Below are 21574 nucleotides of genomic sequence, written 5' to 3' on the forward strand. Positions count from 1 at the left end.
AAGCGAAGCGCCACCGGGCAAAACAATGCGCTACCCCAACAATTCCTGCTTCACATCCATCGCCAAATCAAACGAATGCAGGCGTGCCTGGTGGTCAAAAATCTGCCCGTTGACCATAATTTCATCCGCCTGGGTTTCCCGCAGGATGGATTCCAGCCCGTGGCGGACTTTCGCCTTATCACCGACCAGCGACATACTCAGCGCCTGTTGCACGCCATACTGCTCGGATGGCGACCAGAAGGTCTCCATATTCTCAATCGGCGGCGGCAGTTGGCCGGTTTCCCCACGGCGTAGCTTCACAAAAGCCTGCTGCATAGAGGTAAACAGGAATTCGGCGTCGCGGTTGCTGTCGGCGGCGATAATATTGATACACACCATCGCGTACGGTTTTTCCAGCCGCGCTGAAGGTTTGAACTGGGTACGGTACAGATGCAGCGCCTGGAACAACATATCCGGCGCGAAATGCGAAGCAAAGGCGAACGGTAGGCCAAGCTGGGCCGCCAACTGTGCGCTATACAGGCTGGAGCCCAACAGCCAGAGCGGGATCTGCTCGCCGTAGCCGGGCACCGGGCGCACATGCGGATTAGGGTCGCGAGCGTCGAACCAGTCCACCAGCTCTGCGACATCGCGTGGAAAGTTATCGATATCGCCGCTCATATGGCGACGCAGCGCGCGCATCGTCGGCTGATCGCTACCCGGCGCGCGTCCCAACCCTAAGTCTATACGTCCCGGGTAGAGCGTATTCAGCGTGCCGAACTGCTCGGCAATCACCAGCGGTGAATGGTTAGGCAGCATCACGCCGCCGGAGCCAAGATGTAATGTTGTGGTATTGGCCGCCAGATAACCAATCAATACCGAGGTCGCCGCGCTGGCGATACCGGTCATGTTGTGATGTTCTGCCAGCCAGTAGCGGTGATAATCGCGCTTTTCAGCCAGCCGTGCGAGATCAAGCGAGTGAGTAAAGGCTTCTTTTGCCGAAGATCCTTCAGGGATCGGCGCCAGATCCAGCACCGAGAACGGAATAGTTTTGTCAGTCATAACGGCTCACTTTGTTACCGGTTAATCTTTTAATACTGCATTAAAGATTAGCGAATGTTGTTAACAAAGTGAGCTTTATGAGACTGACGGCAAAAACAATACCCGATGGCGCTGCGCTTATCGGGCCTACGGGATCGCTATTTGTAGGCCGGACAAGGTATTTATGCCGCCATCCGGCTAGGCCTGTAGCTCCAGCCCGGCCAGCCGCTTCCAGTAGCCGTTACAGTCGCTATGCGCGGCAAGCGGTAATGGTGCGCCGCCGTTTTCGTTAGCGCGAAAGGCATCAAGCATGGCAAATGTCTCCGTCCCCAACGGCGACAGCCGCACGATATCGACCAATCCCTGCATCGACGTCAGTTCGTTGCCAAGGTTATAGACATAGCCGCTCATGGTCTGAATACCGTTAAGCACAAACACCTGCTGATTCTCTTGCGAGAACACGTCACGACCGTTTGGATACTTGATACAGCAGGTTTCGCACTCATCTTTCGGGCGGTCTTCCGAACGGGCGGTAAAGCAGCGAGCGGAGTAGGCCAGCGGCAGATGCCCGTAGCTCAACACTTCCACTTCAAACTGATTGCGGATGCCCAGTTCATCGCACTGATTAAGCAAATTCACCAGCCAGTCGCGGGACAGCTCCACCGGCATACACCAGCGTACCATGCCTTCTTTCAGCAACCGGCGCAGCGTGACCGCGTTGTAGCAATTCAGCGCATGGCCGGCGACAAACGGCAGTTTGCGCTCGGCGCACAGATTCACCACGCCAAGATCGCTGGCTTCCAGCAGAAAATCGCCGTTGTCCACATAGCGTTTCAGCTCGCTTAATTCAGATGACGCCTGTACCAGCGCCAGGGTGGAGAGCACCACCTGCTTACCGCTGGCGGCGAGGGATTTCGCCATTTCCAGCCAGTCGCCGACTTTAGTCGCGCGACGCTTGCTGCACACCGCTTCGCCCAGATAAATGACGTCAGCGCTGCTTTTTGCGGCCTGCTGATAAAAATCTTCCAGCGTCTCTTTCGGCCAGTAATAAAGCACCGGTCCTAAGGAATATTTCATAGCTCCTCTCACTGCCATTTACGGTGATATGCGCCAAGCGTGGTTTGGGTGCCTTCGGACATCGCGCCGAGCGTCTCCATCCAGTCGCGCTGTGGAACGAAGTTTTGCGGGGCGGCTTTGCAGCGATCGATCGCCTGGCGCCACACTTTCGCCACCTGGCTGACGTAGGCCGGGCTGCGCTGGCGGCCTTCGATCTTCACCGAAGCGATGTTCGCCGCCATGAGCTCCGGCAGCAGTTCCAGCGTGTTCAGGCTGGTTGGCTCCTCCAGCGCGTGATAGCGCTCGCCGTCCACTAAATAGCGGCCTTTGCACAGCGTTGGGTAGCCCGCGTTTTCGCCATCCTGGTAACGGTCAATCAGGACATCATTCAGGCGCGATTCCAGCCCCTGCGGCGTTTGCTGCCAACGGACAAAGCGGGCGGGAGAGCAGGCGCCGACGGTATTGGGCGACTCCCCCGTCAGGTAGGAAGAAAGATAGCAGCGACCTTCCGCCATAATGCACAGGCTGCCAAACGCGAATACCTCCAGCGGCACCGGCGTGACGCGGGCCAGTTGTTTTACCTGGTGAATCGACAGTACACGCGGCAGTACTACACGGTGGACATCAAAGTTGCGGTGATAAAAGCGAATCGCCTCTTCGTTGGTTGCCGAGGCCTGAACGGAAACATGGCGCTCAATATGCGGGTAACGCTCTGCGGCATATTCCAGCATAGCGAGGTCGGCAAGAATCAGCGCGTCGGCGCCAAGCTGCGCCGCCATATCCACGGCGCGCTGCCAGCGGGCATAGCCGTCCGGATGCGCAAAAGTATTAATGGCGATGTGTAATTTGCGGCGATGCTGGTGAACAAAACTCACCGCTTCCTGCAATTTTTTTTCGGTAAAGTTAAGGCCGGCAAAATGACGGGCATTGGTATCGTCTTTTAACCCGATATAAACGGCGTCAGCGCCGTTTTCGATGGCCGCCTTCAGCGCCGGGAGATTTCCGGCAGGGCAGAGCAGCTCCATAATTTATCCTGAGGGTTACGTCTGAGACGCAAAATTGTTAACGAACAGGGATTTTAGTTAACCTTGCTGCGACAATTTTTGATTTAAGGCAGTTAAAGGCGTATTGGTAACACCAATAATGGGGTAGAAAATCAGACCCAATTGTTGATTTACGCCGCCATGTGATTTATTGGATATGGCAAAATAACAGGACTATTGAAACAGGGAGTAAAGCTCGTGTTAGATAAACTGCGTTCACGCTTAGTCCATGCTGGCCCGTCTCTGATGAGTGTACCGGTTAAACTGACGCCCTTTGCGCTAAAGCGCCAGGTTCTGGAACAGGTTCTGAGCTGGCAGTTTCGTCAGGCGCTGGCCGATGGAGAGCTGGAATTCCTCGAAGGTCGTTGGTTAAGCATTCATGTTCGTGACATCGACTTAAAATGGTATACCACGGTTGAAAATGAAAAGCTGATCGTTAGCCAGCAGGCGGATGCCGACGTCAGTTTTAGCGCCGACGCCAGCGATCTGCTAATGATTGCCGCCCGTAAACAGGACCCGGATACGCTCTTTTTCCAGCGTCGACTGGTCATTGAAGGCGATACTGAGTTAGGGTTGTATGTGAAGAATCTGATGGACGCCATCGAACTGGAGCAGATGCCGAAAGCGTTACGCGTTATGCTGCTGCAACTGGCGGATTTTGTTGAGGCGGGTATGAAAAACTCGCCGGAAACCAAACAGACATCGGTAGGTGAACCATGCTAATTCGAGTAGAAATTCCCATTGATGCGCCTGGTATTGATGCGCTGTTACGCCGTTCATTCGAAAGCGATGCGGAAGCGAAGCTGGTTCACGATTTGCGTGAAGATGGTTTTCTGACGCTCGGACTGGTGGCCACGGATGATGAAGGCCAGGTGGTGGGCTATGTCGCCTTTAGCCCGGTTGATGTGCAGGGCGAAGATTTACAGTGGGTCGGCATGGCGCCGCTGGCGGTCGATGAAAAGTATCGCGGGCAAGGGCTGGCGCGCCAGTTAGTGTATGAAGGGCTGGATTCGCTCAACGAGTTCGGCTACGCGGCGGTCGTGACGCTGGGCGATCCGGCGTTATATAGCCGCTTCGGTTTTGAACTGGCCGCACATTACGATCTTCACTGCCGTTGGCCCGGTACGGAAAGCGCTTTCCAGGTACACCGTTTGGCTGAGGATGCGCTGGAGGGCGTGACGGGGCTGGTGGAGTATCACGACCACTTCAATCGTTTTTAAGCACCGGCGTTTGCAGGCTGGACAGCAGCGCCTCAAACGCTTCGCGTTCCGTCACAAGGCGCTCCTTCTGGCGCTTTGTGAGCTGTTTGATGCGATACTCTATGCGCAGGGCCAGCGAGCGATCGCCGACCTGCGCCGCAAACGCCAGCGTTAACTCGCCTTTTCCCCGTAATGCTTTTGCGCCTTTTCCCGTTTGATGCTGCCTGTAACGACGCGCCACATCGGTGGTTATTCCGGTGTAAAGCGCATTGTCTGCAGTACGAATCAGATACAGATACCAGGGTGTCATTGTCGCCATCAGCATGATAATTTTCAGGTTCCCAGTATAAGCGAGAATAAAGATGGACACACTTACCGCTATTGGCCGTTGGCTGGCGAAACAACACGTGGTGACCTGGTGCGTACACCATGAGGGAGAGCTGTGGTGCGCCAATGCGTTTTATTTGTTCGATGCGCAAAACGTCGCACTGTATCTGTTAACGGATGATAAAACCCGCCATGCGCAAATGTCCGGCGCGTGCGCGCCAGTTGCGGGAACGGTCAATGGTCAGCCGAAAACGGTGGCGCGCATTCGCGGCGTGCAGTTTAAAGGGGAAATTCGCCGTCTGGAGGGGCAGGAGAGCGACGCCGCGCGTAAAGCTTACCTTCGTCGCTTCCCGGTCGCCAGGGTGCTGCCAGCGCCGGTATGGGAAATCCGGCTGGATGAAATTAAATTCACCGACAACACGCTGGGGTTTGGTAAAAAACTGCACTGGTTACGCGACTCACGCGCCCAGCAGGCGTAGCGCCTCGCGGTTAAATGCCGGCAGGTCGTCAGGCGTGCGGCTGGTCACCAGCTGATCTTTATCGACGACGACTTCCTGATCGTAAAATTCCGCGCCCGCATTCTTCACATCGATAATAATCGGTTTCACCGCCGTGAGTTTGCGGCCACGAATGACATCGGCGCTGATCAACAACTGCGGGCCGTGGCAAATGGCAAAAACCGGTTTACCGCTGTTAACGAAATCGCGGGTAAAATCCACGAAACGGCTGTCGCCGCGCAGGTAGTCCGGCGAATGACCTCCCGGCAATAGCAAGGCGTCGAACTCGTCGGGACGAACGTCATCAATAGCCTTATCAATAGTGACGCTGGCCTCGCCTTTTTTTCCTTTCACCGTTTTACCCGCCTCTTTTTCGATGGTGATGACCTCATGGCCGGCCTGACGGAATTCTGCAGCCGGCGAGGTAAATTCTGAATCTTCAAATTCATCGGTAATCAAAACGGCAATTTTCTTACTCATGCGTTTCCTCCGCAGTGGTGGCGTCGGGTAAGGCAAATTTTCCACAATGATGGATACTTACCTCGTAGACTATTAAGCCTGGTCGATAGGGCCGAGAGTGCAAGGTGGACAAATCTGTAAAGGAGCGAGGATGAGTCAGGTACTGATTACCGGCGCGACCGGACTGGTCGGCGGACATCTGCTGAGAATGTTAATCAACATGCCGCAGGTGAGCGCTATCGCCGCGCCGACGCGTCGCCCGCTGACGGATATTGTCGGCGTTTATAACCCTCACGATCCGCAGCTTACCGATGCGTTAGCTCAGGTGACCGACCCGGTAGATATTGTTTTTTGCTGCCTGGGCACGACCCGGCGTGAAGCGGGAAGTAAAGCGGCGTTTATTCATGCGGATTATACGCTGGTGGTTGATACTGCGCTGACCGGACGTCGACTGGGTGCGCAGCACATGGTGGTGGTCAGCGCAATGGGAGCAAACGCGCACTCTCCGTTTTTCTACAATCGGGTGAAAGGAGAAATGGAGGAGGCGTTAATCGCGCAAAATTGGCCTCGTTTGACGATTGCCCGACCTTCTATGCTGCTCGGCGACAGAACAACGCGGCGGGTGAATGAAACGCTTTTCGCTCCGCTATTTCGGCTGTTGCCAGGAAACTGGAAATCGATCGATGCGCGGGATGTGGCGCGGGCCATGCTGGCGGAAGCGCTGGCGCCAGCACAAGAAGGCGTGACGATTCTGACCTCATCGCAACTGCGGGAAAAAGCGGGGTAGCGAAGCCGGATGATTTACCGGATGGCGACGCGGTTTACACATTTTTATCGCCACCCGGCACACCGGTTACTTAATATACGTAAAGGCGGTGGTCACGCGTTTCACGCCGCTCACCCGGCTGGCGATGTCTGCTGCCGCTTTACCTTCACGTTCAGTCACCAGGCCCAGCAGGAACACTTCGCCATTCTCGGTGGTGACTTTCACATTTGACGATTTTACCTGATCGCTGGTCAGTAGCTGTGAGCGAACTTTCGTGGTGATCCAGGTATCGTTAGAGGCGGTCCCCAGGCCGATAGGCTGACCCTGGCGAATCTCGTTATAGACCTCGGTGGTGCCTTCAACGCCCATCGCTATCTGTTTAGCGCGTGCGGAGAGTTCGCTGTTTGGCGACTGCCCCACTAACAAAACTTTGCCCTGATAAGCCGTGACATTGATGCGCGTCTCTTTTTTGATTTGCTCATCTTTCGACAGCGCGCTGCTGACACGCAGTTCCAGCGTTCCGTCATCCACCTGGGTGCCCACGCTACGCGGGTCGGTTGCGGCTTTGGTGCCGACGGCTGCCGTACCCACTACCGCGGCGGCGACGCAACCTTGCAATAGCAACGCAGAAATAAGGACTGCGAGCGGCGAAAATGCCTTCATGTGTACTCCTTAATCATCCTGGTGAGGAAAAAGCGTGTTATCGATCAAATCGCACAGGCAGTTTACCGTCAGCATATGCATTTCCTGAATGCGCGCGCTGTGGTGTGAAGGGATACGAATTTCGACATCCTGCGGCCCTAATAGTCCGGCCAGCTCACCCCCGTCATACCCGGTTAGCGCCACAATGGTCATGTCACGTGTGACGGCTGCTTCAACGGCTTTTACGATATCGCGACTATTACCACGCGTAGAGATCGCCAATAAAACATCGCCTGCATGTCCCAGCGCCCGGACTTGTTTTGCATAAACTTCATCGTGCAGGCGATCGTTAGCGATCGCAGTTAAGACCACATTATCGGTATTTAGTGCAATGGCGGGTAAACTGGGTCGCTCCGTTTCAAAGCGGTTAATCATGCTGGCAGCAAAATGCTGTGCGTTGGCCGCGGACGTCCCGTTTCCACAACAGAGGATTTTGTTGCCGTTAAGCAGGGAATGAACCAGCGTCATGGCGGCGCGGGAAATGGCATCCGGAAGCGCTTCCGCCGCAGCAATTTGAGTTTGAATGCTTTCTGTAAAGCAAACTTTGATTCTTTCGAGCACGCTAATCCTTAAAATCTTCAATTATGAGTGGTCGTTAAACGCATCCCGAAACCACTCAATCTCATTTCCGGTGAAGGCTAACACATCGAACCGACAATCCACAGTATCAAAACTCCCATTCTGGCGGGCGAGCCACAAGCGGGCAGTATGTAATAATTTGTGTTGCTTGCTGCGGGTCACACTAGCCGCCGCGCCGCCATAAAGCCCGGAGCGCCGATAGCGGACCTCAACAAAAACCGTCGTTTTTCCGTCGCGCATGATCAGATCGATTTCGCCGCCGCGCTCGCGCACGTTGGCGGCGATAAACCGCAGTCCTTTGCTTTCCAGCCAGCGACGCGCGGCAGCTTCCCACGCGTCGCCAGCCTGTTTACGCGTTAGCTGGCGGGAACAATCTCCCCTTGCTGGTATTTGAGCCATGATAACTTCCTGTTAATCACACAATCCGGGCTGGCGGTTAATGCGCCGGTATTACCATTGATCTCAAACCCCTGCACCTGACGCATCTGCGAAAAGTGGTTCGCCAGCGTCCAGGCATCCACGCCCATGGCGTACATCCGCGCCAGAGAATAGTCGTTATGTACAGCGCTCAGCGCCTGCTGCATCAACGGCATATTGCCGCCTGCCAGCATAGGAATTTCACTGTATTGTAAACCCTCCATTTCCAGACGGAAGTCGGGGCCGGAGGTGCCTTGCGCGCTGCGGGAGCTGGCATACAGCGTCGCGCCGCTCTGAGTGCCGTTACGCATGGCGATCATCGGTTTGATAAAGCCAATCTCTTCCGGCGTAGCCAGAATATAGACCGCGTCTACGCGTCCGCCGCCGGTGATTTGCGCGTCGGTCGGCGGCGCAGGGATGGTCAGACCGCCAATGGTGACGCCAGGCTGCGCAGGCACGCTGGCGGCGACCGGACTGCCCATCAACGCGATACCCGCGCCGCCGTTCACGCCCATTTTCAGCTCGGCTACGGAGCCGAATTTTTGCTGTAACACGATGCCGCCGCCCAGTTTTTGCCACTCCTGGGTGAAGGCGTTCGCCACGCGATCGCCAAGCGTGCTGCGTGGGATCAACAGCAGCGGCGACTGCTTGCCCTGGTCATAAATATGATGCGCCGCATCACGGGCTTCATCTTCTGGAGAGAGCGCGAAATAGCAGATATTAGGGAAGCTACGTACCGTTTCCGGCTGGTTGAGCGCCAGCACGTTGAGCGGCGTGTTGCTTTTCATCAGCGCTTCCACATTGTTTTTCAACAGCGGCCCGACCACGATACTGGCGCCGTCTTGCTGAACCTGAGCAAGCACCTGATCCAGCGGCTGGGAAGAGGTATCGTAGATTTTTAATTCAGCGGAGGGATCCGCCGGCGCGCTTGTTGTAGCAGGGGGAGTTTGTGGCGCGCTGACTGGCGTAGCGGACTGGGATGGAGCGTCATCAGTCAGATCGCTCACCGAGGCCTGCGACGGACTGGCGACGCCGTTGGTCATTTGTGGCTGCGTCTCCTCCACGCCAGGTTCTACCGGCGCGTCAGGCGCGGCGGCAGGCTGCATTTCCACCGCCTGGGTGCCGAGGTTTTTCGCGGCTTCGAAACCTTGCTGGATGGTACGGCCAAACACGGCAGCCTGACCGTTCAGCGGCAGCAGCAGAGCGATTTTGCTGGTGGAAGCTGGTTTAAAACGTTGTACATTGACGAGCTGCGTCGGCAGCATTTTCGCCCCCGGATTTTGCGGGTAGCGTTTTTGCCAGTCGGCGATCCCGGCTTTCAGCATGTCTGGATCGTTGCGGTTGTCAAACCAGACGCGCTGCAGATCCAGCCAGCCCTGAAGCACATTTTCATCAGCGTTGATAACCAGCGTTCTGGCCTGATCCGGCGTCATGGCGGAGAGCGCCTGCCAGGTAGCGTCGATATTTTTTTGTTTATCTTTCGCCGCCAGTAGCGGTTCCTGGGCGATTAACGCCCGCAACAGGGTAAGCGACGGGCGTCCCTGGCTGGCAACGATCTGCGCCTGCCAGTAACGCGCTTGCTGATTTGGCGCAAAGTCGGCGGGTTTTAGTTTATCCAGCAAGGCCTGCGCGCCTGCGACATCTTTTTGCGCCAGTTTGATTTCTACCGCTAATAAAGACTGTTCGCGACGCTGGGTATCGTTCAGATTTTGCGGGAGTTGGTTGAACAGGTCGACGGCCTGCTGGCTTTTTCCTTCTTTCAGCAGTGCATGAATGGCGAGTAATTGCCAGTTGGTCTTGCTATCATCTGCGCTTTGCTGCATCTGATGCAGGTAAAAGGCGGAGTCAGCTTGCGCTGAACCCTGCATATAGGCTGCGCTTTGATCTGGCGCCTGGGTGCCGCACCCGGCGAAAAGTAGCGCAGCCAGGACGACAGGCAGCGCGCGTGCGGCGTTCAAACGAGAAAATGTTGAGGGTACCATACTGTATCCAGTGATATTTTTTTACGCAATGCTCAATATTAAATCGGCAATACGGACGACACAATGAAACAAAACGAATCGGCGGATAATTCTCAGGGCCAACTCTTTATTGTACCTACTCCTATCGGTAATCTGGCGGATATCACCCAGCGTGCGTTGGAGGTGTTACAGGCTGTAGATCTGATTGCCGCCGAGGATACTCGTCACACCGGTTTATTGCTGCAACATTTTGGGATTAATGCCCGATTGTTCGCGCTGCACGACCATAACGAACAACAAAAAGCGGAAACGCTGGTCGCGAAGCTAAAAGAAGGGCAGAACATTGCGCTGGTTTCCGACGCCGGTACGCCGCTGATTAACGATCCGGGCTACCACCTGGTGCGTACCTGCCGTGAAGCGGGGATTCGCGTGGTGCCGCTACCGGGGCCATGTGCGGCGATTACCGCCCTGAGCGCCGCTGGCCTGCCATCTGACCGGTTCTGCTATGAAGGCTTTTTACCGGCGAAATCCAAAGGCCGCCGTGATGCGCTAAAAGCCATTGAAACGGAACCGCGAACGCTGATTTTTTATGAGTCAACCCACCGCCTGTTAGATAGTCTGGAAGATATCGTCGCGGTATTGGGAGAATCCCGTTATGTGGTGCTGGCGCGTGAGCTGACCAAAACCTGGGAAACCATTCACGGCGCGCCGGTCGGCGAGCTGCTGGCGTGGGTGAAAGAGGATGAAAACCGTCGCAAAGGCGAAATGGTGCTGATTGTCGAAGGCCATAAAGCGCAAGAAGACGACCTGCCCGCCGACGCGCTGCGCACGCTGGCGCTGCTACAGGCAGAACTGCCGCTGAAAAAAGCGGCGGCGCTGGCAGCAGAAATTCACGGCGTGAAGAAAAATGCGCTGTATAAGTATGCGCTGGGGCAGCAGGAAGAATAAAAGCGAGCGCCCGGGAACCGCCTTTTATCGCCATCGCGTTAATACTCAATCAGGTGATTGATGTGGGTAAAGTGATGGGGGCATTGGGCGGTGATAGCGGGCCGGACCTTTCCTTCGGGCTTACTCTCGCGATCAGCAACGCATAACCGACTCCTTTTTAGACGATCATTAATTCCACGCCTGTTTTCGCTAATGCCGCTTTATCCTGTTTGCTGATACTGTCATCGGTTATCACACAGTCGATCTTGTCCATCGGCAATACCTGGTTAAAGCCGCGACGGTTAAATTTGGTCGCGTCCAGTACCGCGATAACTTTGTGTGCCGCCGCCGCCATGACGCCGCTAATGGAATAACCTTCGTTAAACGTGGTAATACCGTTTGTCGCATCAATGCCATCCGCCCCGACAAACATGACATCGGCGCTGATGCCGTGTAGCGATCGTTCCGCAATCGTGCCGTGCATTGAGTGGGTTTTATGCCGTACCGTACCGCCGCAAACCACCAGCGTGAGATCTTTATTTTCTGATAGTGTAAAAGCGGCAGGCAAGCTGTTAGTGATCACCGTAATATTGCTTTTTCGCGCGAGCGCTTCCGCAATCAGTAATGTTGTGCTCCCGCTATCCAGAATGATGGTCATTCCTTCTTCAACCATTGCCGCAGCCGCCTGGGCAATCCGCTTTTTCGGATCGCTGGCGAGTTGATACCGATCTTCCAGAATGACTTCCTGATTGTCGCCTTCCGCCAGATGACTTCCCGGTTTTGCCGCGCCGCCATGAAAACGGGTGACAAGGCCTTTCTCTTCCAGCAGACGCAGGTCAGCACGGATAGTCACTTCAGAAATACCAAAGGTATTTGAAAGATCCATCACCAGCACGCTGCCTTGCGTATTAATCAGGTCGACAATTTTATTTCTTCGCTCAAATGAGTTCATATTGATTTGCCTGATAATTAACTGTAACTAGTTTAAACGAAGGATTGCGAAAGGTGAACGCTAAATTTCGAAAGGAAATGTGAGCCAGCGCAGGTTGCTGGCTCGTACCATCAGGAAAGTTGAAGTAAGATTTTGCCCTGCATGGGCGCGCCATTAAGCGCTTTGACTGCTTCTGCAAAGCTTTCCGCATCGCCGCGATGGGCAATGAGAGGGGCCAGTTGAAGACGTTTTTCAGCCAACAGGCGCGCTGCGGTTTCCCATTCCTCTCCTGGCCATGGCGCGGAGTAGTTCATCCAACTGCCGAGGAGCGTGAGCTCTTTACGCAAAATTAACCCGAATGTGCGCGTCGTCAGGGTGAGATCGTGATGTAACGTCCCCACCAGCGCCAGTTGCGCGCGCGGCCCGGCGATATCGATAGCCAGCGAGACGGTCTGGGGAGTTCCTGCCGTTTCGAGAACCAGTTGATCAAACTGAATGTCGGACAACGCGGTCTGGATGTCGTCGGCGGTCATTTCCCGGCTATTACAGGTATGCGTTGCGCCGAGCGCTTTCGCCAGTTCCAGTTTCTGCGGATTGATATCAATCGCCGTTACGCTTCGCGCGCCCAGTTCCCGCGCGCACTGTAAGGCCAACAGGCCAATTGTCCCGGCCCCGACGATAATTACGTTTTTCCCCTCGCAGCCCTGCGCCAGATGAAAGGCGTGTAAGCCCACGGTAATCGGTTCGATAAACGCGCCATCTTCAATCGGCATATCAGACGGCAAGCGGAAAAGATTGGCCCGTTTGACCACCACATATTCCGCATTACCACCTTCGCTGCGCGATCCTACAAACTGATACTGTTTGCATAAAGAAAAGTAACCGCGTTCGCATTGCGGACAGTGAAAGCAGGGAAGAAGCGGGACACAAGCGACGGCATCGCCAGGCTGCATATCCGTTACGCCTGTGCCGTAGGATTCAACGTAGCCGCTGAATTCATGGCCTAACGTAATAGGATAATAATGGGCGCCCTGCGCGAAAATACGCGGGATATCCGACCCGCAAAGCCCTGAGCTAACGACTTTGACCAACACATCGTCCTCGGCTTGCAGTTGTGGTAAGGGACGTTCTTCAACGCGCACGTCTCCCTCAGCGTGAATAACCACTGATTTCATAACATTCTCCAGGAAGGTGAGGGGAGCGATTGCTCCCCTAAAATTAAGAGGCGATTTGACTTTGCTGTAGCGCCGTGGCTTTCTCAGCCGCGACAAACTGTCGGGCGCGACGCCAGGTCAGCAGTACGCCGGCCAGATAGATAATGGCAATGACGGCGAAGCCGACGATATTCTGCCAGGTAAAAAGTTGAATCAGCAGCCAGGTGATGGGAGAACCGCCCTGATCCAGCGAGGCGACTTGTCCGCCTGCTTTTAGCGCTCCGGCATTGGCAGCCAGTTGGGTATGCAGGCCAATCGTCTGGGTGGCTATCCACAGGGTGATACCCATAATAATGACACCTGAAATCAGCGTGCGGAACAGGTTGCCCTGGTGTACCGCGACCGCCATCGCAATAAAGAAACCGATGGTGGCGAGGTCGCCGAACGGCAGCACCTGGTTTCCCGGTACTAAGACGGCAATCAGGATGGTCAGCGGAATGAATATCAGGCTCGCGGAGACAACAGAGGTATGACCGAGCAGTAGCGCTGGATCAAGGCCTATCAGGAACTCCTGCCCGCCAAATTTGGCCTGTAGACGTTTACGTGCATGTTTGGCGATAGGCGTTAGGCCATCCATAATAGGTTTAATGACGCGTGGCATAAGCAGCATCACCGCTGCGGTTTTGACCGCCAGTTGCAGAACGGCTTTGGCGTCGTAGCCTGCCAGTACACCAATCACCAGCCCCATCACGAAGCCGACAGTCACCGGCTCGCCAAACGGTCCGAAGCGTTTCTGAACATCATCTGCGCTAAAGTGAATACGATTGAGGCCCGGAATTTTTTCGATAATGGTATCAACGAGCACCGCCACGGGGCCCAGGTACGCGGATGAACCGTGTGGGATAGCAATCCCCTCGAGGCCAAAATAGTCGCGGGTATCTTTGGCAAACCAGTCCCCCAGTTTGTAGACAAAGGCGGCATGAACCACAACGCCCAGAATCCCCAGCCAGTATGAACCGGTCGCCAGATGCAGCATGGCGCCCGTGAAGGTCATGTGCCAGATATTCCAGATATCGACATTCACCACGCGGGTCATGCGGGTCACCAGCATCAGGACGTTAACCCCAATGGCGACAGGGATCGCGACCAGCGCGATTTGTGACGCCCAGGTCATGGGCGATGAACCTGGCCAGCCGACGTCAATAACGTGGAGATTGATTTGGAAATGTTCCGCCATGGCTTTCGCCGCGGGGCCGATAGAATCCAGCATCAGGCCGATGACCAGACCAATACCCACGAAGCCGATACCAATATGCAAACCCGATTTAAAACAATCCCCAAGCTTCATTCCCAGCAGTTTAGAGAACACGATGATCACCAGAGGCAACATCACCGTTGGGCCTAAGTCGAGGATATAACGCATTATTTCGCTAAACATACGTTACCCCATGAGAATGGACAGAATTTTTTGCTGTAATGCTTCAATACCCACGCCGGAAACAAAAGGCATACCGTGAACGACGGGAATATCGCCGAAGGCGCGATCGACCCTGGCAGTGGTACAGATAAGATCGGCGCCGTCCATATAGGTTTCGATTTCGGTGACCCGGCATTGCACTAAGTCGAGCTCAATATGGTTGGCATCACATAGCTCTTTAATTTCTTCCGCAGCCATCGTTGAGGTTGCAACCGCACCGCCACAGGCCACAATTACTTTACGTTTCATAGGGTATTCCTCATTATTATCAATTTATTATCAAACCTGGACGCACTGCTCAGGCTCAAGGATGGTTTCCTGAAAGCGTATCGCCAGTTCGGCATCCGGCGCGCTTAACAGGGCATCGAGGGTGCTCGGGTTCTGTAGCTCACTAAACAGGCGGCGCAGAAGTTTTAGCTGTGCCGCCGGGTTTTCAACGATTAAGGCGATGATTAACGAAACGGCAATCTCTTCGTCATCATCCGCCTGTTGAAACATGACCGGCTTATCTGGACGAATCAGATAGATAGCGGGTGATTTCGCATGAACCGCCTCGCAATGAGGGATAGCGACGGCGTGACGCTCCAGCGCAATGCCGGTAGGAAAAGACGCTTCACGTTCCACCAGCGCCTGCGGATAACTATCATGTACCACGCCTTTCGCCAGCATCTCTTTGCCAATGTGCGCCAGCGCCTGTTGGCTCGAGTCGAATGTGATTCCGGTTCGGACAAATAGTTGGCTCATAAATTCTCCATTATTCAGGCGACATCCGGCGTGCAACCGAAGCGATAAGCGCGCAGAACATCCTGAATTTTGTCAATAATCAGGTTATGCGGCGTGGGGGTGAGCACGCCCTCAGACAGGCGTTCAAACTGTACGGGCATAAACTGGCTAATTAATCCCAGCGGCAATGTGACGTTATTCAGATTGGCGATTAACTTCTCTACGCTTTGACGAATACGCGGGTGCGGCCAGTAATAGCGAATACGGTCAGACAAACTAAAGTGGATGTCGACCATCGCCTGGCTCCAGGTTGGACGGTAGTATTTTTTCCAGTAGCCCGGTTCGTTTAGCATAACTTCATCAATGACCTCCAGTACCCGACTACGTTGTTCCGGGGAGATCAGCTCGTTTTCCATTTGCGCAAGTGCGAAAATGGCTTCGCGCAGCGCGAAAGTGAGCGCCGGGCCGACCTTCAGAATGGCGTAATGATCGCGTACCAGCGCACGGTAGGCCTGGCGAGTTTGGTAATCGGTGGAGTGTGCTTCATAGACCATCGGCGTTTCTTTTATCCAGTCGGAAAGCGCTTTAGCGGCCTGCGGTTGATAGTGGATAATCTGTGTATGGTCGAATTCTACGCCCGGCTGTACGACAATCGCGATAACCCGGTTCAATGCCTCCTCCAGCCCCAGGGCGCGAAAAGCAGCCTGATGCGTTTGCAGCGTGCGGGCCGCATCCTGTTCGCGGGTAACATGCACGGCGTTAATGGCGCTGGCTTCCCCGCCAGGAACCGGAACTTCAGTGCCGATAACATAGGTTAAATGGCGTTTTTGTTCGTCGGTCGCCGTCGTTTCCGCTGCCTGGCAAAGCAGGGCGGCGCGTTTAGCGACAACCATTGGGTCCAGCGGCGTCGGGTCGTCAGCGCAGGACATAGAGGCATCAAGATGGATTTTGCTAAACCCGGCAGCGACGTAAGCCTTAATGAGTTCGACGGATTTTTCCATCGCCGTATCTGCAGGTTCGTTTTGCCAGCAGTTAGGTCCCAGGTGATCGCCGCCTAAAATAAGCCGTTCTCGTGGAAAACCCACTTCCTGGGCGATGCCATAGACAAAATCACGAAGGTCAGCCGGTTTCATGCCGGTATAACCGCCAAACTGATTAACCTGGTTAGAGGTCGCTTCGATCAGAACTTTGTTCCCGCTATTCAGATCAAAACGTAATGCGGATTCAATCACCAGCGGGTGTGCTGAACATACGGAACAGATCCCTATCTGTTCCCCTGCTTTGTGACGAGAAATTATTTCTTTCACTTCTGGCTCCGATATCTTTTGTTTATCTTCATAATATTTTTGGTTTGAAGGCAAAGGATAATAATGGCTTTCGTGATCCAGCTATGAAAACGCCCTTTGCCGTGCTAAATCCGGGGGCTTTAGAGCTTCCCTTCACAACCGCAGTCGGCAATCACTTTACGTACAACCTCTTTCATGGCCGCTTTCGCCGGGATCATGTAATGGCGGGGATCGCTGGCCTCTGCGTGTTGCGTTAAATAGTTTTTAAGCGCGCCGGAAAAGGCGATTTTAAGCTCGGTCGCGACGTTAACTTTGCAGATGCCCAGCGAAATAGCGCGGGTAATATCGCGGGTCGGCAGGCCAGAGGCGCCGTGAAGGACTAAGGGGACATCAACCCGCTGACGAATTTCCGTCAGTCGTTCAAAATCAAGTTTTGGTTCAGCGGTGTAGAGGCCGTGCGCGGTGCCGATAGCAATGGCTAACGAGTCGATACCCGTTTTTTCCACAAATTCCCGGGCCTGTTCCGGATGGGTATAAAGCGCATCTTTGCCGTCAACGATAAGATCGTCTTCCTGCCCGCCGAGACGCCCAAGTTCAGCTTCAACGCTGACATCGTAGCGATGACAGTAATCAACCACGCTTTTCACCAGCGCAATATTGTCGGCAAAGGGGAAATGCGACCCGTCGATCATGACCGAGCGTACCCCGGCGGCGACTTTCATTTTGATGTCGGCCAGTTTTTCATGATGATCGAGATGTACCGCGAGAGGATGGTTCCAGCTTTTCGCCAGTTCTGCGGCGATAGCCACGATATTACCGACGCCTGCGTAGCTAAAGGTGCCTGGCGTACCGGCGACAATTAGCGGAGAGCGCAATTCTGCGGCGGTTTCCACCACCACTTGCAATGTCTCCAGGTTGTGGATGTTAAACGCCGGCACAGCATAGCCTTCCTGCTGCGCCTTCTTTAGCATTGTTCTGCCTGAAATGATAAACATCCTTCCTCCGAAATCTTTCGTTTGTTTTCTTTGAAAGAATTTATAGGCTTTCGGAATGTTTTTTTGTGATTTTGATCTGATAAATGAAAGTTTCGAAATAAAATGGAAGTTATCGAAAGTCAGGGGTAAAAAAAGCATGTCGGGCAGACATACTTCAGGCTACAGACTAAGGGCGAAAAAATACCGGGTAGCGCTGGCGCTTACCCGGTCTACAGATTATGCGGTTATACCCTGGTCGGAGAAGGGTACTGACTGGATCAGGTCACTGGCGCCGGGTTAAATATCGCCAGTTGGTTATGTAGGCCCCACTGGTCCGAGAAAGTCTTTTTCCGGCCGCTGGCGACATCGAGAATAAAGTGAAACAGCTTCCAGCCCACATCTTCGATTGTCTCTTCACCCGTGGCGATGGTGCCTGCATTGATATCCATTAAGTCATACCAGCGGTTCGCCAGCTCGGTACGCGTCGCCATTTTAATTACCGGCACCGCCATCAGCCCGTACGGCGTGCCGCGTCCGGTGGTAAAGACCTGTACGGTAATGCCGGAAGCGACCTGCTGCGTGCCGCAGACGAAATCGCTGGCGGGCGTCGCGGCGTAAATCAGGCCGCGTTTGGTGGGGCGTTGGCCCGGCGACAATACTTCGACAATGGCGCTCTTACCCGATTTAGCGATAGAGCCCAACGCTTTTTCCACGACGTTCGCCAGGCCGCCTTTTTTGTTGCCAGGGGACGGGTTAGCGCTGCGATCGGTTTTCCCCATATCAAGATAGTTATCGTACCAGGCCATTTCATCCAGCAGGCGTTTACCCACGGCTTCGTTGATGGCGCGCGGCGTCAGAAGATGAATGGCATCGCGCACTTCGGTGACCTCCGAGAACATGACGGTCGCGCCGCAGCGTACCAGCAGATCGGAAGCATAACCCACCGCCGGGTTTGCCGTGACGCCGGAAAACGCATCGCTGCCGCCACACTGCATCCCGACGACCAGCTCGGAGGCCGGGCAGGTTTCGCGCTGGCGCTGGTTCAGTTTCGTCAGATGGCGTTCGGCGACCCGCAAAATATCGTCGACCATTGATTTAAAGCCGACATGCTGCTCGTCCTGTAAACGCACAATACTGGCGCTTTCAACGGCGATACCGGGGACATCCTCGGTGCCTTCCAGCAGTCGTTCCGGCTGCAGTTTTTCGCAACCGAGGCCAATCACCATCACTTCGCCGCCAAAATTGGGGTTGAGCGCGATGTTATGAATTGTGCGAATCGGCACGACCGCCGCCGGCGCGTTGATTGCCACGCCGCAGCCGTACAGATGGTTTAGCCCTACAACGCCATCGACATTCGGGTATTTGGGCAGGAGATCGCGCTCAATCACTTTCACCACATAATCGACCACGCCCGCCACACAGTGCACGCTGGTGGTAATGCCAAGCAGATTTTTGGTGCCGACGCTGCCATCGGCGTTACGATAGCCCTCAAACGTATAGCCTTCCAGCGGCGGCAGCGGTTCCGGTACTTTGGTCGCCAGCGGTAGCGTATTCAGCGGCGGCGCTTTTGGCAGTTCAACCAGCGACTCGTCGATCCAGCTTCCGCGTGGGATGTCGCGTACCGCATAACCGATGACTTCGCCATAACGGATGATTTCGCCGTGAGCGGGGATATCCGTCAGAGCAACTTTATGGCCTTGCGGAATATGTTCAGTCAGTTCCAGACCATCCGGAAAACGTGTTCCGGCTTTAAGACCGTGGTCATTAACAATAATTGCGACATTATCGGTTTCATGTACTTTTATATAAAACGCCGATGGCGATTCCTGGCGAATTTCGATATTGGCCATTGTTCAACATTCTCCAGCCTGGATGATAGAAATAGGATTATCTATTTTGGTTATGGTTAAATCGTTAAATCTCAATATAAGAAATAAAGTTCATGCATAATGAAATAAGAATGACAGGAGTATAAATATAAGAATGTGATCCAGATCACCGCAAATTATGAAATTTTTTATGTAGGCCGGGTAAAGCGTAAATGTGTGCATTAGCGCCCAGTATCATGGGCGTATGCTCAAAAATAAGCGTTAAATAATTCCTTTTTAATGAGCGTTTGCACAATGATTATCCGCCATAGGCTGTTTATACTGAATGGCGAATTCAGTGTATCTGACGAGTTATTTGAAAATACCATGATAATAATAAAAGACGATAAAGATATCAGAACGGTATATTGTGCTACAGGATGTGTACCACATTAGAAATAGAATGCGGAGACCCATTCTGATTTCAGATAAGCATTTTATTGTCGTTGCTATAAGTTATGGTGGCGGCATCACATGTAGAGAATTAAAGAAATAAGCGAAGGTATAAGCGATGAATAACGCTATTTTCCCGAATAAGTTTAAAGCGGCGCTGGCGGCGCAACAGGTGCAGATTGGCTGCTGGTCTGCACTGGCAAGCCCAATCACCACCGAAGTTCTTGGTCTGGCGGGATTTGACTGGCTGGTGCTGGATGGCGAACATGCGCCGAACGATGTGACCACCTTAATTCCGCAGTTAATGGCATTGAAAGGCAGCGCCAGCGCGCCTGTAGTACGTGTGCCAACCAATGAACCGGTCATTATCAAACGGATGCTGGATATTGGGTTTTATAACTTCCTGATCCCCTTTGTTGAAACGCAAGAGGAAGCGGCTCGCGCCGTCGCCTCGACGCGTTACCCGCCGGAAGGCATTCGCGGCGTCTCCGTTTCTCACCGCGCGAATATGTTCGGTACGGTGCCTGATTACTTTGCGCAGTCGAACAAAAACATCACCATTATTGTTCAAATCGAAAGCCAGTTGGGTGTCGACAATGTTGATGCCATCGCCGCAACGGAAGGCGTTGATGGCATTTTTGTCGGCCCAAGCGATTTGGCCGCCGCGCTGGGTCATCTCGGCAATGCTTCTCACCCTGACGTGCAGCAGACGATTCAACATATTTTCGCCCGCGCTAAAGCGCACGGTAAACCGTGCGGCATTCTGGCGCCGGTAGAGGCGGATGCCCGCCGTTATCTGGAATGGGGCGCGACCTTTGTCGCCGTTGGCAGCGATTTAGGCGCCTTCCGCGCCAGCACGCAGAAGCTTGCCGACACCTTTAAAAAATAATCCTGGTATGGAAAGAGAGAACGCTATGACGATGAAAGTTGGCTTTATTGGCTTAGGCATCATGGGTAAGCCCATGAGCAAAAACTTACTGAAAGCAGGGTATTCGCTGGTGGTGTCCGATCGTAATCCTGAAGCGATTGCTGACGTCATTGCCGCAGGCGCGGAAACGGCCTCTACGGCGAAGGCGATCGCTGAACAGTGTGACGTCATCATCACGATGCTGCCTAACTCTCCGCATGTGAAAGAGGTTGCGCTGGGCGAGAACGGTATCATCGAAGGCGCGAAGCCGGGAACCGTATTGATTGATATGAGTTCTATCGCGCCGCTGGCAAGCCGTGAAATCAGCGATGCGCTGAAGGCGAAGGGCGTTGAGATGTTGGATGCGCCGGTCAGCGGCGGCGAGCCGAAGGCGATTGATGGCACGCTGTCGGTGATGGTGGGGGGCGATAAAGCCATTTTCGACAAGTACTACGACCTGATGAAAGCGATGGCGGGTTCCGTGGTGCATACCGGCGATATCGGCGCAGGCAACGTCACAAAACTGGCTAACCAGGTGATCGTGGCGTTGAATATCGCCGCCATGTCTGAAGCGCTGACGCTGGCGACTAAAGCGGGCGTCAACCCGGATCTGGTCTATCAGGCGATTCGCGGCGGTCTGGCTGGCAGCACGGTACTGGATGCGAAAGCGCCGATGGTCATGGACAGAAACTTTAAGCCAGGTTTCCGTATCGATCTGCACATTAAAGATCTGGCGAATGCGCTGGATACCTCCCACGGCGTTGGCGCGCAGCTCCCGCTGACCGCCGCCGTTATGGAAATGATGCAGGCGTTACGTGCGGATGGACACGGTAATGACGATCATAGCGCGCTGGCGTGCTACTACGAAAAACTGGCGAAAGTGGAAGTCACTCGCTAACGACGTTGTGCCC

General features: G+C 54.3%; 24 protein-coding genes. 7 read left to right on the forward strand and 17 right to left on the reverse strand.

Annotated elements, in window-relative coordinates; translation table 11 throughout:
* Positions 1-30: 30 nt before the first annotated feature.
* The 3 genes from ACLJR2_RS05575 to ACLJR2_RS05585 all read right to left on the reverse strand — a co-directional run bounded on the left by ACLJR2_RS05575 (position 31) and on the right by ACLJR2_RS05585 (position 3098).
* Positions 31-1038, reverse strand: a complete 1008-nt coding sequence (locus ACLJR2_RS05575; RefSeq protein ID WP_000130420.1) for a luciferase-like monooxygenase — start codon at positions 1036-1038, stop codon at positions 31-33.
* Positions 1039-1215: 177 nt separating this feature from the next.
* A complete protein-coding gene (locus ACLJR2_RS05580; RefSeq protein WP_077905101.1) occupies positions 1216-2112 on the reverse strand; it encodes a U32 family peptidase in 897 nt (298 codons plus the stop codon).
* A complete protein-coding gene (locus tag ACLJR2_RS05585; RefSeq protein WP_000421309.1) occupies positions 2103-3098 on the reverse strand; it encodes a peptidase U32 family protein in 996 nt (331 codons plus the stop codon). Before ACLJR2_RS05585 ends, ACLJR2_RS05580 begins: the two co-directional genes overlap by 10 nt.
* A 216-nt stretch (positions 3099-3314) precedes the next feature.
* Between ACLJR2_RS05585 and ACLJR2_RS05590 the strand changes: the two genes are divergently transcribed.
* Both ACLJR2_RS05590 and ACLJR2_RS05595 read left to right on the forward strand, forming a co-directional pair.
* Positions 3315-3839, forward strand: a complete 525-nt coding sequence (locus ACLJR2_RS05590) for an SCP2 domain-containing protein (protein WP_000884721.1) — start codon at positions 3315-3317, stop codon at positions 3837-3839.
* The gene (locus ACLJR2_RS05595; RefSeq protein WP_000908562.1) at positions 3833-4336 is read left to right on the forward strand and encodes a GNAT family N-acetyltransferase; all 504 of its coding nucleotides are present in this window, start codon (positions 3833-3835) and stop codon (positions 4334-4336) included. The genes ACLJR2_RS05590 and ACLJR2_RS05595 overlap by 7 nt, the downstream gene beginning before the upstream one ends.
* Here ACLJR2_RS05595 and ACLJR2_RS05600 read toward each other — a convergent pair.
* The gene (locus tag ACLJR2_RS05600; protein ID WP_000928379.1) at positions 4323-4640 is read right to left on the reverse strand and encodes a GIY-YIG nuclease family protein; all 318 of its coding nucleotides are present in this window, start codon (positions 4638-4640) and stop codon (positions 4323-4325) included. The two genes, ACLJR2_RS05595 and ACLJR2_RS05600, sit on opposite strands and share 14 nt — an antisense overlap.
* Before the next feature lie 37 nt (positions 4641-4677).
* On the opposite strand from ACLJR2_RS05600, the gene ACLJR2_RS05605 reads away from it, so the two are divergent.
* Positions 4678-5121: a YhbP family protein gene (locus ACLJR2_RS05605; RefSeq protein WP_000380404.1), complete on the forward strand. Its 444-nt coding sequence runs from the start codon at positions 4678-4680 to the stop codon at positions 5119-5121.
* Here the strand turns inward: ACLJR2_RS05605 and yhbO are convergent.
* The gene (gene yhbO / locus ACLJR2_RS05610) at positions 5101-5619 is read right to left on the reverse strand and encodes a protein/nucleic acid deglycase (protein WP_000037599.1); all 519 of its coding nucleotides are present in this window, start codon (positions 5617-5619) and stop codon (positions 5101-5103) included. The genes ACLJR2_RS05605 and yhbO overlap by 21 nt on opposite strands.
* A gap of 130 nt (positions 5620-5749) precedes the next feature.
* On the opposite strand from yhbO, the gene ACLJR2_RS05615 reads away from it, so the two are divergent.
* A complete protein-coding gene (locus tag ACLJR2_RS05615; RefSeq protein ID WP_001534150.1) occupies positions 5750-6385 on the forward strand; it encodes an NAD(P)H-binding protein in 636 nt (211 codons plus the stop codon).
* Positions 6386-6451: 66 nt separating this feature from the next.
* Here ACLJR2_RS05615 and dolP read toward each other — a convergent pair whose 3' ends face one another.
* From dolP to ACLJR2_RS05635, 4 genes are read right to left on the reverse strand one after another with little or no spacing between them, the layout of a single operon-like run.
* Complete coding sequence (dolP, locus tag ACLJR2_RS05620) at positions 6452-7027, reverse strand: division/outer membrane stress-associated lipid-binding lipoprotein (protein ID WP_000643280.1); 576 nt, start codon at positions 7025-7027, stop codon at positions 6452-6454.
* Positions 7028-7036: 9 nt separating this feature from the next.
* Positions 7037-7627, reverse strand: coding sequence for a DnaA initiator-associating protein DiaA (diaA, locus tag ACLJR2_RS05625; RefSeq protein ID WP_000893481.1), 591 nt, complete (start codon positions 7625-7627; stop codon positions 7037-7039).
* Positions 7628-7648: 21 nt separating this feature from the next.
* Positions 7649-8044 carry a YraN family protein gene (locus tag ACLJR2_RS05630; protein ID WP_000057285.1) on the reverse strand — a complete coding sequence of 132 codons (396 nt, stop codon included), beginning with the start codon at positions 8042-8044 and terminating at the stop codon, positions 7649-7651.
* Positions 8002-10044 (reverse strand): penicillin-binding protein activator, encoded by a 2043-nt coding sequence (locus ACLJR2_RS05635; RefSeq protein ID WP_000249233.1) that lies wholly within the window; start codon positions 10042-10044, stop codon positions 8002-8004. Before ACLJR2_RS05635 ends, ACLJR2_RS05630 begins: the two co-directional genes overlap by 43 nt.
* A 63-nt stretch (positions 10045-10107) precedes the next feature.
* On the opposite strand from ACLJR2_RS05635, the gene rsmI reads away from it, so the two are divergent.
* Complete coding sequence (rsmI, locus tag ACLJR2_RS05640; RefSeq protein WP_000812296.1) at positions 10108-10971, forward strand: 16S rRNA (cytidine(1402)-2'-O)-methyltransferase; 864 nt, start codon at positions 10108-10110, stop codon at positions 10969-10971.
* Positions 10972-11128: 157 nt separating this feature from the next.
* Here the strand turns inward: rsmI and ACLJR2_RS05645 are convergent, their stop codons facing one another.
* From ACLJR2_RS05645 to garD, 8 genes are all read right to left on the reverse strand, one after another.
* Positions 11129-11902, reverse strand: a complete 774-nt coding sequence (locus tag ACLJR2_RS05645) for a DeoR/GlpR family DNA-binding transcription regulator (RefSeq protein ID WP_001083898.1) — start codon at positions 11900-11902, stop codon at positions 11129-11131.
* A 110-nt stretch (positions 11903-12012) separates the two neighbouring features.
* Complete coding sequence (gatD, locus tag ACLJR2_RS05650) at positions 12013-13056, reverse strand: galactitol-1-phosphate 5-dehydrogenase (RefSeq protein ID WP_000844173.1); 1044 nt, start codon at positions 13054-13056, stop codon at positions 12013-12015.
* Between the two features lie 43 nt (positions 13057-13099).
* Entirely contained in the window at positions 13100-14473 is a 1374-nt protein-coding gene (locus ACLJR2_RS05655; protein ID WP_000490601.1) for a galactitol-specific PTS transporter subunit IIC, read from the reverse strand.
* 3 nt (positions 14474-14476) lie between these two features.
* Positions 14477-14761 carry a PTS galactitol transporter subunit IIB gene (gene gatB / locus ACLJR2_RS05660; protein WP_000824293.1) on the reverse strand — a complete coding sequence of 95 codons (285 nt, stop codon included), beginning with the start codon at positions 14759-14761 and terminating at the stop codon, positions 14477-14479.
* A 30-nt stretch (positions 14762-14791) separates the two neighbouring features.
* Complete coding sequence (gene gatA / locus ACLJR2_RS05665) at positions 14792-15256, reverse strand: PTS galactitol transporter subunit IIA (protein WP_000080445.1); 465 nt, start codon at positions 15254-15256, stop codon at positions 14792-14794.
* Between the two features lie 14 nt (positions 15257-15270).
* Entirely contained in the window at positions 15271-16542 is a 1272-nt protein-coding gene (gene gatZ / locus ACLJR2_RS05670) for a tagatose-bisphosphate aldolase subunit GatZ (protein ID WP_015633143.1), read from the reverse strand.
* Between the two features lie 119 nt (positions 16543-16661).
* Entirely contained in the window at positions 16662-17516 is an 855-nt protein-coding gene (locus ACLJR2_RS05675) for a tagatose bisphosphate family class II aldolase (protein WP_000469979.1), read from the reverse strand.
* 257 nt (positions 17517-17773) lie between these two features.
* Entirely contained in the window at positions 17774-19345 is a 1572-nt protein-coding gene (gene garD, locus ACLJR2_RS05680; RefSeq protein WP_001273727.1) for a galactarate dehydratase, read from the reverse strand.
* Between the two features lie 529 nt (positions 19346-19874).
* Between garD and garL the strand changes: the two genes are divergently transcribed.
* Both garL and garR read left to right on the forward strand, forming a co-directional pair.
* Entirely contained in the window at positions 19875-20645 is a 771-nt protein-coding gene (gene garL / locus ACLJR2_RS05685) for a 2-dehydro-3-deoxyglucarate aldolase (protein ID WP_001057715.1), read from the forward strand.
* Between the two features lie 25 nt (positions 20646-20670).
* Positions 20671-21561, forward strand: a complete 891-nt coding sequence (gene garR / locus ACLJR2_RS05690; RefSeq protein ID WP_000178106.1) for a 2-hydroxy-3-oxopropionate reductase — start codon at positions 20671-20673, stop codon at positions 21559-21561.
* Positions 21562-21574: the final 13 nt, after the last annotated feature.

Source organism: Salmonella sp. SAL03688, from assembly GCF_046551895.1.
GTDB classification, from domain to species: Bacteria; Pseudomonadota; Gammaproteobacteria; order Enterobacterales; family Enterobacteriaceae; genus Salmonella; species Salmonella enterica.

Coding starts and splice junctions, on each gene's coding strand:
- gatD (WP_000844173.1), bottom strand. CDS start 13,056: ATGAAATCAGTGGTTATTCACGCTGAGGGAGACGTGCGCGTTGAAGAA.
- gatB (WP_000824293.1), bottom strand. CDS start 14,761: ATGAAACGTAAAGTAATTGTGGCCTGTGGCGGTGCGGTTGCAACCTCA.
- ACLJR2_RS05575 (WP_000130420.1), bottom strand. CDS start 1,038: ATGACTGACAAAACTATTCCGTTCTCGGTGCTGGATCTGGCGCCGATC.
- ACLJR2_RS05600 (WP_000928379.1), bottom strand. CDS start 4,640: ATGCTGATGGCGACAATGACACCCTGGTATCTGTATCTGATTCGTACT.
- garR (WP_000178106.1), top strand. CDS start 20,671: ATGACGATGAAAGTTGGCTTTATTGGCTTAGGCATCATGGGTAAGCCC.
- dolP (WP_000643280.1), bottom strand. CDS start 7,027: ATGAAGGCATTTTCGCCGCTCGCAGTCCTTATTTCTGCGTTGCTATTG.
- ACLJR2_RS05675 (WP_000469979.1), bottom strand. CDS start 17,516: ATGTTTATCATTTCAGGCAGAACAATGCTAAAGAAGGCGCAGCAGGAA.
- ACLJR2_RS05655 (WP_000490601.1), bottom strand. CDS start 14,473: ATGTTTAGCGAAATAATGCGTTATATCCTCGACTTAGGCCCAACGGTG.
- yhbO (WP_000037599.1), bottom strand. CDS start 5,619: ATGAGTAAGAAAATTGCCGTTTTGATTACCGATGAATTTGAAGATTCA.
- garD (WP_001273727.1), bottom strand. CDS start 19,345: ATGGCCAATATCGAAATTCGCCAGGAATCGCCATCGGCGTTTTATATA.
- ACLJR2_RS05615 (WP_001534150.1), top strand. CDS start 5,750: ATGAGTCAGGTACTGATTACCGGCGCGACCGGACTGGTCGGCGGACAT.
- ACLJR2_RS05645 (WP_001083898.1), bottom strand. CDS start 11,902: ATGAACTCATTTGAGCGAAGAAATAAAATTGTCGACCTGATTAATACG.
- ACLJR2_RS05635 (WP_000249233.1), bottom strand. CDS start 10,044: ATGGTACCCTCAACATTTTCTCGTTTGAACGCCGCACGCGCGCTGCCT.
- ACLJR2_RS05605 (WP_000380404.1), top strand. CDS start 4,678: ATGGACACACTTACCGCTATTGGCCGTTGGCTGGCGAAACAACACGTG.
- ACLJR2_RS05595 (WP_000908562.1), top strand. CDS start 3,833: ATGCTAATTCGAGTAGAAATTCCCATTGATGCGCCTGGTATTGATGCG.
- garL (WP_001057715.1), top strand. CDS start 19,875: ATGAATAACGCTATTTTCCCGAATAAGTTTAAAGCGGCGCTGGCGGCG.
- ACLJR2_RS05630 (WP_000057285.1), bottom strand. CDS start 8,044: ATGGCTCAAATACCAGCAAGGGGAGATTGTTCCCGCCAGCTAACGCGT.
- ACLJR2_RS05580 (WP_077905101.1), bottom strand. CDS start 2,112: ATGGCAGTGAGAGGAGCTATGAAATATTCCTTAGGACCGGTGCTTTAT.
- gatA (WP_000080445.1), bottom strand. CDS start 15,256: ATGAGCCAACTATTTGTCCGAACCGGAATCACATTCGACTCGAGCCAA.
- rsmI (WP_000812296.1), top strand. CDS start 10,108: ATGAAACAAAACGAATCGGCGGATAATTCTCAGGGCCAACTCTTTATT.
- ACLJR2_RS05585 (WP_000421309.1), bottom strand. CDS start 3,098: ATGGAGCTGCTCTGCCCTGCCGGAAATCTCCCGGCGCTGAAGGCGGCC.